General features: G+C 38.0%; 13 protein-coding genes, 1 tRNA gene and 1 pseudogene. 2 read left to right on the top strand and 13 right to left on the bottom strand.

Going from position 1 to position 13470, the window contains the following annotated elements; all coding sequences use genetic code 11:
- Positions 1-39: 39 nt before the first annotated feature.
- Together B5F09_RS09285 and B5F09_RS09280 are read right to left on the bottom strand one after the other, a co-directional pair.
- Positions 40-1236: an AI-2E family transporter gene (locus tag B5F09_RS09285; protein ID WP_087373773.1), complete on the bottom strand. Its 1197-nt coding sequence runs from the start codon at positions 1234-1236 to the stop codon at positions 40-42.
- A gap of 86 nt (positions 1237-1322) precedes the next feature.
- Complete coding sequence (locus tag B5F09_RS09280) at positions 1323-2063, bottom strand: copper homeostasis protein CutC (RefSeq protein ID WP_087299323.1); 741 nt, start codon at positions 2061-2063, stop codon at positions 1323-1325.
- A 254-nt stretch (positions 2064-2317) separates the two neighbouring features.
- Between B5F09_RS09280 and B5F09_RS09275 the strand changes: the two genes are divergently transcribed.
- Positions 2318-2394, top strand: a tRNA-Arg gene (locus tag B5F09_RS09275).
- A gap of 210 nt (positions 2395-2604) precedes the next feature.
- Here the strand turns inward: B5F09_RS09275 and xerC are convergent.
- The 4 genes from xerC to B5F09_RS09255 all read right to left on the bottom strand — a co-directional run bounded on the left by xerC (position 2605) and on the right by B5F09_RS09255 (position 5398).
- Positions 2605-4050: a tyrosine recombinase XerC gene (xerC, locus tag B5F09_RS09270; RefSeq protein ID WP_087287469.1), complete on the bottom strand. Its 1446-nt coding sequence runs from the start codon at positions 4048-4050 to the stop codon at positions 2605-2607.
- A 19-nt stretch (positions 4051-4069) separates the two neighbouring features.
- The gene (locus tag B5F09_RS09265; RefSeq protein WP_087287472.1) at positions 4070-4270 is read right to left on the bottom strand and encodes a helix-turn-helix domain-containing protein; all 201 of its coding nucleotides are present in this window, start codon (positions 4268-4270) and stop codon (positions 4070-4072) included.
- Between the two features lie 472 nt (positions 4271-4742).
- Positions 4743-4979, bottom strand: a complete 237-nt coding sequence (locus B5F09_RS09260; protein ID WP_087287475.1) for a helix-turn-helix domain-containing protein — start codon at positions 4977-4979, stop codon at positions 4743-4745.
- A gap of 2 nt (positions 4980-4981) precedes the next feature.
- The gene (locus B5F09_RS09255) at positions 4982-5398 is read right to left on the bottom strand and encodes a sigma-70 family RNA polymerase sigma factor (RefSeq protein ID WP_087287479.1); all 417 of its coding nucleotides are present in this window, start codon (positions 5396-5398) and stop codon (positions 4982-4984) included.
- Positions 5399-5972: 574 nt separating this feature from the next.
- Here B5F09_RS09255 and B5F09_RS09250 point away from each other — a divergent pair.
- Positions 5973-6329 carry a helix-turn-helix domain-containing protein gene (locus B5F09_RS09250; protein WP_087287267.1) on the top strand — a complete coding sequence of 119 codons (357 nt, stop codon included), beginning with the start codon at positions 5973-5975 and terminating at the stop codon, positions 6327-6329.
- Between the two features lie 155 nt (positions 6330-6484).
- Here the strand turns inward: B5F09_RS09250 and B5F09_RS09245 are convergent, their stop codons facing one another.
- From B5F09_RS09245 to B5F09_RS09215, 7 genes and pseudogenes are all read right to left on the bottom strand, one after another.
- The gene (locus B5F09_RS09245; protein WP_087287263.1) at positions 6485-6676 is read right to left on the bottom strand and encodes a cysteine-rich KTR domain-containing protein; all 192 of its coding nucleotides are present in this window, start codon (positions 6674-6676) and stop codon (positions 6485-6487) included.
- 43 nt (positions 6677-6719) lie between these two features.
- Positions 6720-7610: an alpha/beta fold hydrolase gene (locus B5F09_RS09240; RefSeq protein ID WP_087373771.1), complete on the bottom strand. Its 891-nt coding sequence runs from the start codon at positions 7608-7610 to the stop codon at positions 6720-6722.
- A 10-nt stretch (positions 7611-7620) separates the two neighbouring features.
- The gene (locus tag B5F09_RS09235; RefSeq protein WP_087287259.1) at positions 7621-8262 is read right to left on the bottom strand and encodes a TetR/AcrR family transcriptional regulator; all 642 of its coding nucleotides are present in this window, start codon (positions 8260-8262) and stop codon (positions 7621-7623) included.
- A gap of 191 nt (positions 8263-8453) precedes the next feature.
- On the bottom strand, positions 8454-9356 hold the full coding sequence (locus B5F09_RS09230) for a conjugal transfer protein (protein WP_204215280.1): 903 nt from the start codon (positions 9354-9356) through the stop codon (positions 8454-8456).
- 18 nt (positions 9357-9374) lie between these two features.
- Entirely contained in the window at positions 9375-10379 is a 1005-nt protein-coding gene (locus B5F09_RS09225; RefSeq protein WP_087287254.1) for a bifunctional lytic transglycosylase/C40 family peptidase, read from the bottom strand.
- Positions 10376-12484, bottom strand: a complete 2109-nt coding sequence (locus B5F09_RS09220) for a CD3337/EF1877 family mobilome membrane protein (RefSeq protein WP_087287251.1) — start codon at positions 12482-12484, stop codon at positions 10376-10378. The genes B5F09_RS09225 and B5F09_RS09220 overlap by 4 nt, the downstream gene beginning before the upstream one ends.
- A 5-nt stretch (positions 12485-12489) precedes the next feature.
- Positions 12490-13362 (bottom strand): annotated as a pseudogene (locus B5F09_RS09215) (ATP-binding protein); the annotation flags it as partial.
- Between the last annotated feature and the right edge of the window lie 108 nt (positions 13363-13470).

Below are 13470 nucleotides of genomic sequence, written 5' to 3'. Positions count from 1 at the left end.
ATCCCCCTTAAATTTAAATAAAAACCTGTTTAAAACAGGTTATTTTGAAAGCTGTTTAATTGTCGTTTCAGTAATCTTAAGTTTTCTCTTTCTTAAAACTAAATTAACCAGTTCGCTAATTAAAGAATAGATACACGCTGCTGATGGAACAGCAATAATTGTTCCAAATATTCCAAATAAATCACCAAAAATAAAGATTGAAAGAAGAACCCAAATTCCTGGTAAACCAACAGTTCCACCAACAACCCGAGGATAAATAAAGTTGTCTTCGATTTGTGATAATATTTGGAAATAAACCATAAACCAAAAAGCTTGAAAAACATTTTCAGATAAAATCAAGAATGCTCCTACAAACATAGCCGCAATCGGACCAAAAAATGGAACAAATGAAAATATCGAAATTACTGTAGCAATAAGTTCTGGATATGGAAATCCAAATAGCAACATTGTACTGTAGTATAATATCCATAAAATTGCCGCTTCAACTAATTGACCAGTAATAAAGCTAGAAAAAACGATATTTGTTTTATGAGCGTAGTGAAAAATTACTCGTGTTATTTTATATCCAAATATAGCACCGATTAGTTTACGGAATTGTCGTAAAAATTTTTCTTTATTACCAAGTAAATATAAAGAGAAAATAAAACTTGTAAAAACTACACCAAAAGTAGATAAAAAATTGGTTGCATTTGCCATTATGCCATCGGCATTTTTAGTTAAAAAATCTAATAATCCTTTTACTATATTTTGCCAAGGCATATTTATTAACTCATTTATACTAGTAATATCATTAGTTCTAAAATCAATATTAAAATACATGAAAATCTTATCAATATTATTGAAAATAGAACTTATTATATTTGATATATTACTAATCAAAGTTATTAAACTTTCAATAATATTAGGAATAATTATGCTCGCTAGCGTAATCATTAAACAAACAAGCAAGATCAAAGTTATAAAGATTGATAATCCTCGTTTTTTACGATAAATAAAACTTTCAGGCTGAAACTTTTTAACAATGCATTCTTCAATTATTTTCATTGGCTGATTTAAAACATAAGCTATTACAATACCAAATAGTAAATATTCAAACAAGCCAACAAACTGGCTAATCATCTGAAAAATATTACCAATATTAAATAAAATATATATTAAAAAAACCGTGAATCCTGAAATAATTATTCCCGGCTTAACTTTTTGCTTCAATTCTTCATCTATATTGAAGATTTTCAATCCAATCAACTCCCTTTTTTCTATTATACCACATCAAATTAAAATTAAAACCCCATTGCCTTTAAGCAGTGAGGTCTTACAAACTATTATTCAATTAAATCAACTATATCTGCCAATGTCTTTACTTTTTTAAAATCCACGACATCATAGTCACCATCATGATAACCAAAATCAGCATTATTGATATGTGTAGTTGGATCATTGATCCAATCTTTACATGAACTATGAACTTGATTAATACCTGTAAATTCAATCAATTCTTTAACATTCTTTTCATTAATACCACTACCAGCTAATATTTCAATGCTATTACCATAAGCATCATGAAGATATTTTATCATTCGTCTACCTTGATAAGCCTGATTTTGTAAACCACTAGTTAAAATACGATCAATACCAACAGTTATTAAGATATTAATAGCCTCATCTATATCTACAACACAATCAATAGCTCGATGAAAAACTGCAGTTTTATGATATGACTTAATAATATCTACCATTTCTCTTGTTTGTCTAATATTAACTTCACCTTCATTAGTCAAACAACCAAAAGCAATACCATCAGCCCCGTTATCTAATAAAATCTCAGCATCAAGTTTCATAATTTCAAAATCTTCATCATTGTAACAAAAACCTGCTCCTCGTGGTCTTACCATGCAAATAACTTCTAAATCAGTATCTTCTTTAATTTTTAATAAAGTTGCCAGCGATGGAGTTAAACCACCCAAATGTAAAGCACTATTTAGTTCAATTCTTCTTGCTCCACCTTTTTGAGCTTGAAGAGCATCATAATAACTACCACAACATACCTCTAAGATATTACTCATCGTATCAACTCCTAACTTGTTATTATTATAGCACTTTTTTAATAACAATTATAATAATTTGCTTTTTGAAACAAGTAATGTTAAAATCATAGGGACATATTAACTATACTTGATTTTAGATAGTAATAATCGACATTTAAAAATTAAATATGCCCCCGTAGCTCAGTGGATAGAGCAGTGCCCTCCTAAGGGCTAGTTGGAACAAACGCCTTTTGATATGATAACTAGATAAATTTGAATAGATTTTTAATAATGTCCTCGTACCTCAGCAGGATAGAGGGTCCGCCTCCTAAGCGGAACGTCGCAGGTTCGATTCCTGTCGGGGACGCCACAAACAACGCTGAAAGCCTTGATTTTTCTAGGTTTTCAGCTTTCTTTATTTATGGCTTTCTATCTCTGCTGAAAAAGGACTTTTTTTATTTTCAATATTTTGTATTCGATTATTTGTTAAGACTATTGAGGAAGTAGGCTTGCTAACACTTTTTCTATTTCTGGTGAAAAATCACTGGATTTTGGAAAATTTGCTAACACTTTTGAAAAATTACTTTTGAAGTGTTTGCTTTAAAAGCTGTTCTTTCATCTCTGGCGACAGGGATTTGAGCAACTCCAAGAGTGCCATATCACTATCAGTCAAACCTGTATGTTGCTGTTGGTTGTCCATATCGTCATTGAGAGTAGAATAAAACTCTCTATCCATCTTCTGTGCATTGAAACGTCTGTCCTCGTCAATGATTTTAGAATAAACATCTGTAACCATTTCTGCTTCTGCATGACCTGTATCACCCTGTACGGATTTCACGTCACCATTCGTCATTTTTAATTTGTACCCTGTACTCAAATGACGTAGGCTATGGAATACAACAGTTTCATAGTTGTTTTCTTCGCAGAGCTTTTGGAATCTATCTCTGACAATGCGGCTTTCCACAGGGTTTCCATTTTCTAATGCAATAACAAGGTTATAATCGTTATATGCACTTCCGAGAAATTCTTTTAATTCCTGTTGGTCTTTTTTATACTGTACTAATAATTCAGCAACAGTTTTCGGTAGCCAGACAGTTCTATTACTTGTTTCTGTTTTTGGTGTTTTCAAGACAAGTCTTGTAGTACAGTGTGGTTTCTGTGTTGGAAAAATCTTGATAATATCTTTTTCTTTCAATTTCTGCATTGCTTCTGCATTTATTCTTGAAAGTTCCTTATTGATGATTACCTTTGCATTATTTGTAGCAATGGATTCTTCGTCAATAATCACATCTTCCCATGTAAGACCTGTAATCTCACCAATACGCATAGAACAGGAAAAAGCTAAGTGCATACAGATTGAAAGTAAATCATCTTCCGCAGCTTTTACCGCTTCACGGAATGTCTGTATGCTCCATACTTTTCGTCTGACTTTAGGTACTTTTGGTAAAGTAGCTAATGACGCAGGATTTCTTTTGTTTGTGTCAATGTACTCCCAACGGATAGCTTGGTTTAAGGCACAACGGATAATGTCATGTATTTTTTTGATGTTAGCTGGTTGTACGCAACGACCAGTTGCTTTTCTGTTTGCTCGTGGTACTTCTGGAACGCTTAATAAATCGTTGTAGTATTTTGATAGGCTTTTAGTTGTAATGTCATTGAGTTTCCAATCACCGATAATCGGATTGATGTAATTTTCAATAGTACCTACCTTGCCACTGAATGTACTAGGCGACCATTTAGATGTGCCATAGAGATTGACAAAAATCTTTAGGAACTCACGCAATGTAATATCCTTGTCAGCAACTTCCAAATCCTTTTTAGAATCCTCGATTTGATGTGCAAATTGTTCCTCTAAAGGAACTAACACATATCCATATTTTTCTTGATAGTATTCTATAAAGGCTTTACGCTGTTTTGCTTCTTTTCTTGTTTCCAGCGTGTCCCATTTTTGCTTTCTTTCTCCAGTATCATTTAAGTACCAGTAAATAACGGAAAAACTTGATTTTCTTTGTTTGATTGTAGCCATATATTTCTCTCCTTAACAGTTAAATTTGATTTAACCATTTATCGAAAGAAACTTTTGATACTCGTATAACTCGACCAACACGAACATAACTAAATTGACCGCTTTTTACCAATGAATAAGCTACCTTTTTGCTAACTCCTAGTTGTTCAGCAATTTCCTCTACTGTATAAGTCTTTTTTTCCTTTTTTAAGGGTTGTGCATTTTGTGTATCACTTATCACTAATAAGACTCCTTTCGTAGTGACAGCAGCAAAACACACTCGTTTAATGAAGTTATTATATCACAACTCCATGAAATGAGAACATATATTTTGCTGCTGATAATACCTTTTCTTCTAAACAATCAGATGGCTTTAGCAAGCTCCACAGGACTTTCACCTTTCCCATTCTGATGGGTGAACCGTGTCATACGGGTGTATCATTATCCAGATATACAGGTCATGGCTAAACGACCATTCCAAAAGTCGCTCACAGATCATTGCATGAATCGCTCACTTTGTTTTGAAAGGTCATGGCGTACAATATCCGCTGGCTCGCTGCATATCAAACGTATCTGATTGTTTTATTCAGTTGTCAAAGAACACCCGACTGTATTTGTCAGTCTGTGAAAATCCATTATCTGAAATAATAGACTTTCATAGATTGACAAGCGGAGCATAAGGAAAGGGAGAAAAGCTCCGCCCGTCGGAATGGTTAAATTACGATAATCTCAAAGTTTGCAATCATATCCATCACCGCAGCCTGTATTCTGCCTTTCAATTCAGAATCCACTACCATGTAGACATTTCCGTATTCATCATACAATTTGCGTAAACTCAACTTTGATATGTAACCGTCATAAAAATCCAAGATTTCCTGTATTGCAGCTTCATCACCATTAGTAGCCGCCACAATCACAGCAAACGGTATGTGTTTTTTGCTATTATCCACTTTTATTCCTCCTCCATCATTTTTCGTAAATCTTCCAGAGTGCTTGTCCTGTGACGGTAAACAGTGGTACGAACCACATTCATAAGCTCTCCAATTTCTGCGTCAGACATATCCATAAAGTATGACAACAAAATAATATTTCGTTTTCTCTCTGGTAAACATTTGAGTGCTTTACTCAACTGGTCGTCAGATACTTGTACTTCCATGCCAAGAACATTGAACGCTGTATAATCGCTGGAATACTTGTCATAAACGCCAGCTTTATTCAATTCCAAATCCGATATTTCAGAAAATGGAACTTCATGCTTCAAGCGTCTTGAAATATCACGGTTATACTTCATTGCTGCTCTTTTAATGACTTTCTTTGTAAGGCAATCAAACTGTGCTTGAATAGCCTGCTCGAAAGAAGATGACTTCATAGTTTTTCACCTCCTTTCTGCGTGAGAGTGAATAAGGGTTGTTTTCCCTCTATCCCCCTTTCCGCACAGTAGCTACCCACGCAGCAGCTATTTGTTGCGTTTTCAGAAAAGAATTTGAAAAAAATTTTTAAGCAGCAAAAAAGCACAAGAGCATAAAAGAAATGCTGTTCTTGTGCTTTTACGATTGTTCCTGCTATGTAATGTGAAAAACCACATTCAAGGGTATTTTGTACCGCTGTGAAAGTTAGATTTTTTTTGACAATAACGGATATGTCGAAAAATGTTGTCTATACAGGTCTTTCAATGCGGCTACCTCCCAGAGCCGCTAAAACAAAACCTATATGCTGTTTTTTGATGGAAAAAAGAAAAAGGCGGCTTTTAAACCGCCATTGAAGTAAAGATATTTTTTGACACGCAAAAATGGTACTGTTAATAACGGTTTTTTTTATTTACCGCTAGGCAGCACTCCTTTTAAGCTTTTACGCATAATAGGAACTGATAAACCATACTATACGTTTTTTTGTACCTGTTAGAAAATCAACAGGAACAGTAAAATATAGTGAGGTGATTACATATGCGTAAAAAAGAAGATAAATATGATTTTAGAGCTTTTGGTCTTGCAATCAAAGAAGCTCGTAAAAAGCAAAAATTAACTCGTGAGCAAGTGGGAGCAATGATTGAGATTGACCCACGCTATTTAACAAATATCGAAAACAAAGGGCAGCACCCAAGTTTACAGGTGTTCTATGACCTTGTATCATTACTTAATGTTTCCGTTGATGAATTTTTCCTGCCTGCGTCTGATCTGGATAAAAGCACCAGAAGACGACAGTTGGAAAAACAACTTGACAGCCTTTCCGATAAGGATTTAATTATCATGGAAAGTGTCGCTGATGGAATCATTAAATCTAAGAAAGTGGAGGACGAGTAATCCTCCACTTTTGGCTCTTAAATAAAATAAGCCGATAACCCAAGAAATTTCATTCATTCTCGGTATTATCGGCTCTGCGTCTTAGCGTCTGGCTCTTTGATAATTTGTATTATTAAGCACCTATTAAAAGCTCTTTTCCAAAAACGTTTTTATGTTCAGCTCCGCATTTTTTCATTATGATTTTTAACGACTGTTACCTGTAAATCCTTTGCTTCAATCAAACTTTCCTGTTTGCACTTTGGGCAGTAGAGGGGAAAGTTTTTCAGTTCCGTATCTTTCCGTATCTGCAACCTTGTTTTATTCCCACAGACAGGGCAACGTACCCATTCAGATACCATCTTTGCCATATTATCCGTCAACCTCCTGTAATTATATAATTAGTACAAATTACTACTTTTTTGTAAAGTTAAAAACTGCTTCTTTGATTTCTTTCTCATGTCCAACCATTAAATGTCCACCGTTTTCAAAAGAAAGAAATGTGCAGTTTGGGAAGCGTTTTACTACATTTTCCGTGTCGGCATAGTTTATTAGCTTATCGTCTTTTGCTTGAAAAATCAGTGTTGGAGCTTGTAAATCTTCAATAGGATAACTATCAAAATTTCTTGCCATATCGGAATTAGTAACAGAAGCGTCCAGTATTACGCCATTTTTTCTACTACCACAAGGAAGCATACTATAAATTGTGGATGGCTCCATACCCATAACAAGATTGAATAATGGACTAATTAAAAACATAGCATAATCATTACATAAAAAAGCGGGCGGTCCGGCATATTCCATATACTTTTCCGGCTTTTCTATATATGGCATAGCGGAGCAATATAAAATTAAGCCTTTTATTCGTTCAGGATAATCCAATGCGAACCGAATAGCAACGCTTCCGCCAGCCGACGTTGCCAACAAATATACTTTATCAATTCCTAAATTATCCAATAGTTCAACATAAGCCTTTGCCTGTTCAGCAGGTGTCCCATCACCCAAAATATCACTACCTAAATATCCAAATCGTGAGGGAGCTATAATTCTATAATCAGAGTTAAAATCTTTACATGTATCATAGGATTGGTCATAGCCACCAAAAATTCCATGAACAGATAGGATTGTTTCGCCCTCTCCCGTATCAACGTAACTCATATTGCCATAACTCAATATAGCTGTTTGAACCTCATAAGCGGCAAGCCGTTCTTTGCTTGCTTTTACCGCTATACTACACCGTATTCCTTGAACAATTAGATAGACTGCAAGAACAAGCAGAATACCTCCTATAACATATATTATCATGTGCTTATTCCTAGCCTTTCCTGTTGTCCTTTTCGTTGTCATTCCTTGTTCCTTTATATGTTTTACAAAATTCTTGCACCACTAAGGTAAGTTCATGTTTGGCTTCCTCTATCTCATTAGGGCGCATATCATATTTTTGAAGCAGATAGAATATAGGTGTGTAAAAACGCAGAGCAATAATATGAGGATTTTCCCCTTTGATAACTTTTGCGTCTATAAGTTTAGAAAATATTTCTTTTTCATGGTCGATTGCTCTAATAATAAAAAAATCTTCAAACAGCCGGTTAATTTCCGGGTTATGGTATCGTTCTATCATCAGCATTTTACGAAATTTTGCTGCCACATTATCCTGCAAATAAAACATAAAAAGAGCGTTTGCAACCTCGATAAGATGTTCTTCAGCAATCGTTTCATAAGAGAATGAAGCTGTCTTACTTCCCGGTAGCTGCATATTATTTCTGATATTTTCCATTCGTTCTGCAAAAACTTCAACACAAGAATTAAAAATGTCTTGCTTACTCTTGTAGTGTTTATATAGTGATGGTGTTTTTATGCCTACGGCATCGGCAATCTCACCGACATAAACCGCACTATATCCCTTTTCCGCAAACAGTGTCAGCGCTTCATTCAAAATTTTCTGTTTTGTTGTCATTCCACTACCTCCTGAGCTAATTCAAATTAGCCTGTTACATTATAGGCTAATTTGAATTAGCTGTCAATGGACTTACAGAAACTTTCACCCAATTTTCATCTTACCGAAAAACGGTATAGTGATAAATATGTTTTAAATTGTTAGACAAGGCTTGCTATATAAATATAATATCTAGCAAGTCTGTTTTCAATTTATTTTACAATCTTCCAGTTACTATCTTTTTCCAGCGTCAAGTCAAACTGTGAAATCTGCGTCGCCTTTGTTCTCTGGTCGAGATATTTCACCGATACCGACACTTTGACCTGTTCACCATCTTTGATAAAGATAGGATTTACCAGCTCCGAGAACACATAATCGCAGTTTACAGGTTCAAGCACATTCCCAGATACATAGTAGGCAAGTTCCTTTTCGGTTGCAGTCGGATAGAGCTTGAAGAAAGTTTCCAAGAACTCTGTCACTTCCTCTGTTGTGGCAGCGTCCACCGTTCCGTCAGATTCCTTTGTTTTTGGTTCATAGCTGGATTTTGTTGGTGTGCTGCTGATGGTCGGATTCTGTGTGATAACCATGTTTCCGTCACTATCTACATGAACCACCACCATATAAGCGGAAGTATAACCGATAGACTGTTCACCCTCCGTTACCGTCTGATCTACCGAGTAGACAACGGTAAAGTCGTCTGTTCCAGCATCTTCTATATCCCATATCTTCACATCTGTGACCGTAGAGCTTGTAGGTATATCCTGTCTTACCGTATCAACATTCAAATCCTGCAAGCTCTTTGTCAGATAGTTATTGATGGCTGCGGTTCGTGCGTCAATGGATTCCTGCGTGTTGTTCCAAGAATAGTAGACTAAAGCAAAGGATTTTACAAAGTTCTCTATCTTGTTGGTATCAACGATACGCTGTTCAATGACTTCTTTCTCATGTACCGTGTGCATATCAATAGCGGTGAAATTCTTATACACCCCAAAGCTGACACTTGCAATCAGCACCAGCCATAAGGCAATCACGGTTTTCTTATGCGTACCTATTTTCATCACAGGCACGTGTCTTTCTTTTTTGGGTTTCGATTCTTTGTCCTTTTTCTTAAATATCATAGTACCATTTCCTTTCTATTTCGTTTTTACCCGTCCAGCACCAATCAAATGTTGCTGCCAGTACGAGCTTGTTAAATCTGCATATCCGATAGGATTTCCAGCGTGATACATTCTGTTGTTTCCTGCATAGATTCCCACATGAGTAACATACGTTCCAGCATTATAAGTTGAGTGAAAGAATACCAAGTCACCAGCCTTTGCCTGTGATAATGGTATGTGCTGTGTAGCGTCATACTGTGCCTGTGCGGTACGAGGTAAACTGATACCAACTTTTCCATAACACCAAGAGGTAAGACCAGAACAATCAAAGCTGGTGTTTGGATTGCTGCCGCCATAGACGTACTTCCAGCCTTGATACTTCAATGCTTCATTGAAGATTGCCTGCACCGTAGCGTCGCTAAAGTTTGGAACAGCTAAATACTGATTCACAAGCCGCACGTAGAACATATTCCCGTACTTGTAACGCCAGCCGCCATTTTCCTTAATGGAAATCTCATTTTTATAGGTAACTTTGACACCGCCCGATTTATCCTTTGAGAAACTGACAGCCAGCTCAAAAGTATATTTCTTCCCATGACTGGAAACATAATCAATAAAGCCACCGCCATAGTTATAGGCTTGTACCACTGTATTGATGTCACAGCCTTTTGCTTCTGCGGATTTTAAAAGCTCCGAAAAGTATTTACACCCCTGTTTGATGGATTCCTCTATGGAAAGGGAATTAAGCGGCAGACCAAGTGATTCACTTGCCTGCATAACGTCTGTCGTACCTGTGCCGCCAGATTCCACCTGCATGATAGCAAGCAGATAATTCACATAATCCTCAATCCCGTATTCTTTCGCATATTTTTCTACCGTTGGCTGATGTTTCAGCACTTCCTCTGACAGATTCAGTCCAGAAAAATCATAGTGGGAAGTGCTGCTTTCTTCATCATCTGCGGTCACGATAAACAGAAACAAAAGCAGACCGATAATCACCGTGAAAATCCCACCAAACACAGCGAAGTGTCTTAGCTTCATTTCTTGCCGCCTTTCCTACTGGACGTTTTATTTGTAGTCTTTTTACTTACTGTCTTTGTCTGCTTCTGACGCTGTACGGTCTGACGGGTAGTAGGGGCAGATTGTTTATTTGCTGTTGATGTAGATTCTCTGACAGCCTGTGCCCTTACATTCTCCTGTTGTCTTGTCACTGGTTCTTTTGCTCTGGAAGATTGTGATTGTTCCTTTGTCACAGTTGCAGGACGGTCTTTCGCAGCAGATTCCTGTTTAGAACCTGCCGCCTGTGGAGCTGCTTTCGCAGATACAGGCGTTGTCACTGGTCGCTCATGCAATGGGGCAGTTCCTTTCGCTGTACCAGCTTTTGTCGCTGATCCATTGTCCTGTCGCTCCTTATCCTGTTCCACAGATTTCTTATCAACCAGCGGTCTTTGTTTATTCTGTTTCTCTGATGGCTGCTGTTTCGATACCGCTTTTTTATCCACGATACCACGCTTAGAAGTTGCACTCGTTTCCTGCGTCTGGCTTGCAGAGCTGCTATGTACTGTCTGTGAAGAATCGCTGTTCTGCTTATCGGGCAGAGCAGGCGGCTTTTGATTCACTGGTAAAGCAGGCGGCTTTCCATTACCTCCACTATGGGAAGATGGCGTATTATTCGGTCTGGTATGACCGCTGCCTGCTGATTTTGTATTATCCGTCTTTTTCGTGGCAGTAGCAGCCGCAGCACAAGCGACACCGCCAGCAGCACCAGCCGCAACCGTTCTTCCGATTTTACGCTCCAAGCGTCTTGCCCTGCGGTTAAGGAACATATAAGGTCGTCGCATGATTCGTCTGCTGACCTGCTGTGTATCGGAAGATTGCAGACTGAACATTGCCATCAAATCACCTAATTTAAAATAGATTCCTGCAAAAGTGACTATCTGTAAAAAGGCAATCATAAAGAACGGATAGCCAGAAGAAATCGAGTAGAACATAGTGGATATGCTGAAAGCAGTCGTAATAATCAGCGTGATTCCTGCCCTCATCATAATGGTATTGAACAGCTTCGTAAGTGCCTTTTTTGCCATGCCCTCATAAGTCGGTATCATAGACAGGATAAAGCTAATCGGTAAAAACATGGCGTAAATGATAAATAGCACCTGTGAGAAAATCATCAAACCTGTAAGCAGGAACACGAAAGCCGATATGCCGATATTAAAGATAAACAAAAATACCACCATACCTAAACGGGTCATGGTCTTTGTAACACTTAGGTTGTCATTGTCCTTATCTTCGATTTCCTCAACCACAACGTCCTCTCTGTCGTCCGTATCTGGACTTGCCGATAACAGGCTTTCCACACGGTCAGAACCCAGTGTTTCTATATCGGATTCCCCATACTGCAAGAGTAGCCACGGTTGTTTCACCTGTATGGAAAACAGGCTGTCCCTTATCAAATCCACGCTGTCTTTTCCTTTGCTGTTGGAATCGGGCAGCACAATCTTTGTGCCAAGCGATAACGCCGAACTGCTTATATCAGCGGAAAAGTCATTGATTTTACTGATATAGTTTGGAGCGTAGGCAATAAAGGACGCTGACAGGATAAAGACTACAAGAAAATTGATTACCGCATGAACCGCTTTTGTCGTTTCCCTCTTGATAAGTCCTGTGTAAGCGACATAGATACCCATTACCAGAATAAGGATAAGCAGGAATCCCACATAAAACCCCTCACTGGAAAAACCGCTGGAAGTGACACCTGCAAGCGTCTGAATGTTCTTTCCGATAGAGCTTGCGGTATCCGAGATAAAGTCCAGCTTGTAGGCTTCCTGTACCACATATCCCGTCGCATTGGAAATGTATAAGCTCACCGTCCAGACAAAGTTTGTGATAGCATATAGTCCGTACTGAATACTTTTTCCGATACCGTCCAGCCAGTTCCAGGGCAACCAGTCCCAGCTTGAATCCACATAGAAGTCCAACTGGTAGTTTTCCAGCGGATATTTTGAATAGGCGTTAGCGTCACTCACCGTATTGTCTACCAGACCAGCCGCATGAGCCACCGTACCTGTGATTGACAGGAATACCAGCACACCAAGAACCACCAGCAGAGCGATACCGAAGAATCTTAGGATTTTTCGTTTACGCATAGACTTCACCTCGATTCTTCCGTCTGCACTGGCGGTCTGGTATCAAAGGCATGGAATAAGTCTGAAAATACAGGGTGTATCTGGATAACACCCACACGCCCGTATAAATCTTGAAACAGGCATTGCCCGTTTTCCAAATCCCTAAGTCGCTTCTGGTTTCCCTCGTCCTCCTTATCCACACCGAAAAATTCAAGGGTATTCTTGATTTCCTTTATATCTGTGCTTCTAAAGGCAAATTTCAGACCGATATTGTTCTTCATCTTTTCGTCGTCTACATCACCAGAGTTTTGTGTGACAAAGTAGACAGCGGCGTTCATGGAACGTCCAGCACGAATCAATTTATTTGAGAGTGCTTTTCCCTGTGCCACCTGTAAAAACGTCCACGCTTCGTCCAAGTCCACCATCTTGAAAATACTTCTGTCCGAATGGATAAAGTCTAAGGCAAAGGTACTGATAACGATAAGCATTGCCACAGAAAGTAGCTCCATTGTGGTGTATTCTTCAAACTTTGTGTCCTTGTCTGGCAGTACAAGGTCTGCCACCTGTATGATATTAAGTTGTCGGTCTAAACTGATGGACTGCTTTACATCACCGTCCGAGAACAGAAGATGTGCAAAGTCATAGTCCGTCATGCTTTCGATATGGTCTGCAATATTCTCTGCCACTGATGAACCGTCTTTTCTTAATTCATCAATGACACGGAATAGTCCACGCTGCTTACTCTGTGTCACGGAACGGATTGCACGACGCAGGACAGGGAACTTCTCACCGTCACGACTGCTGATACCAGTTAAAAAAGTGAGTATGTCGATAGCCAGACTTTCAGCGTCCTTTGTACGCTTCATAATCACATACGGGTCAAGAAGTCCTTTGTTCTTATATAAATGTCAATATAATTTTGTACAAAAATGATCATTTATGATGTACAATTGTGTTCCTTCTCAATATAATCAAGAGCATTTTTAAGTATTAGGATTCCTCTTCAT

Origin of the sequence: Erysipelatoclostridium sp. An173, from assembly GCF_002160495.1 — a bacterium.
GTDB lineage: Bacteria > Bacillota_I > Bacilli_A > Erysipelotrichales > Coprobacillaceae > Thomasclavelia > Thomasclavelia merdavium.
The sequence above is the reverse complement of the archived record's forward strand: the minus strand, read 5'-3'. Positions and strand labels throughout refer to the sequence as shown.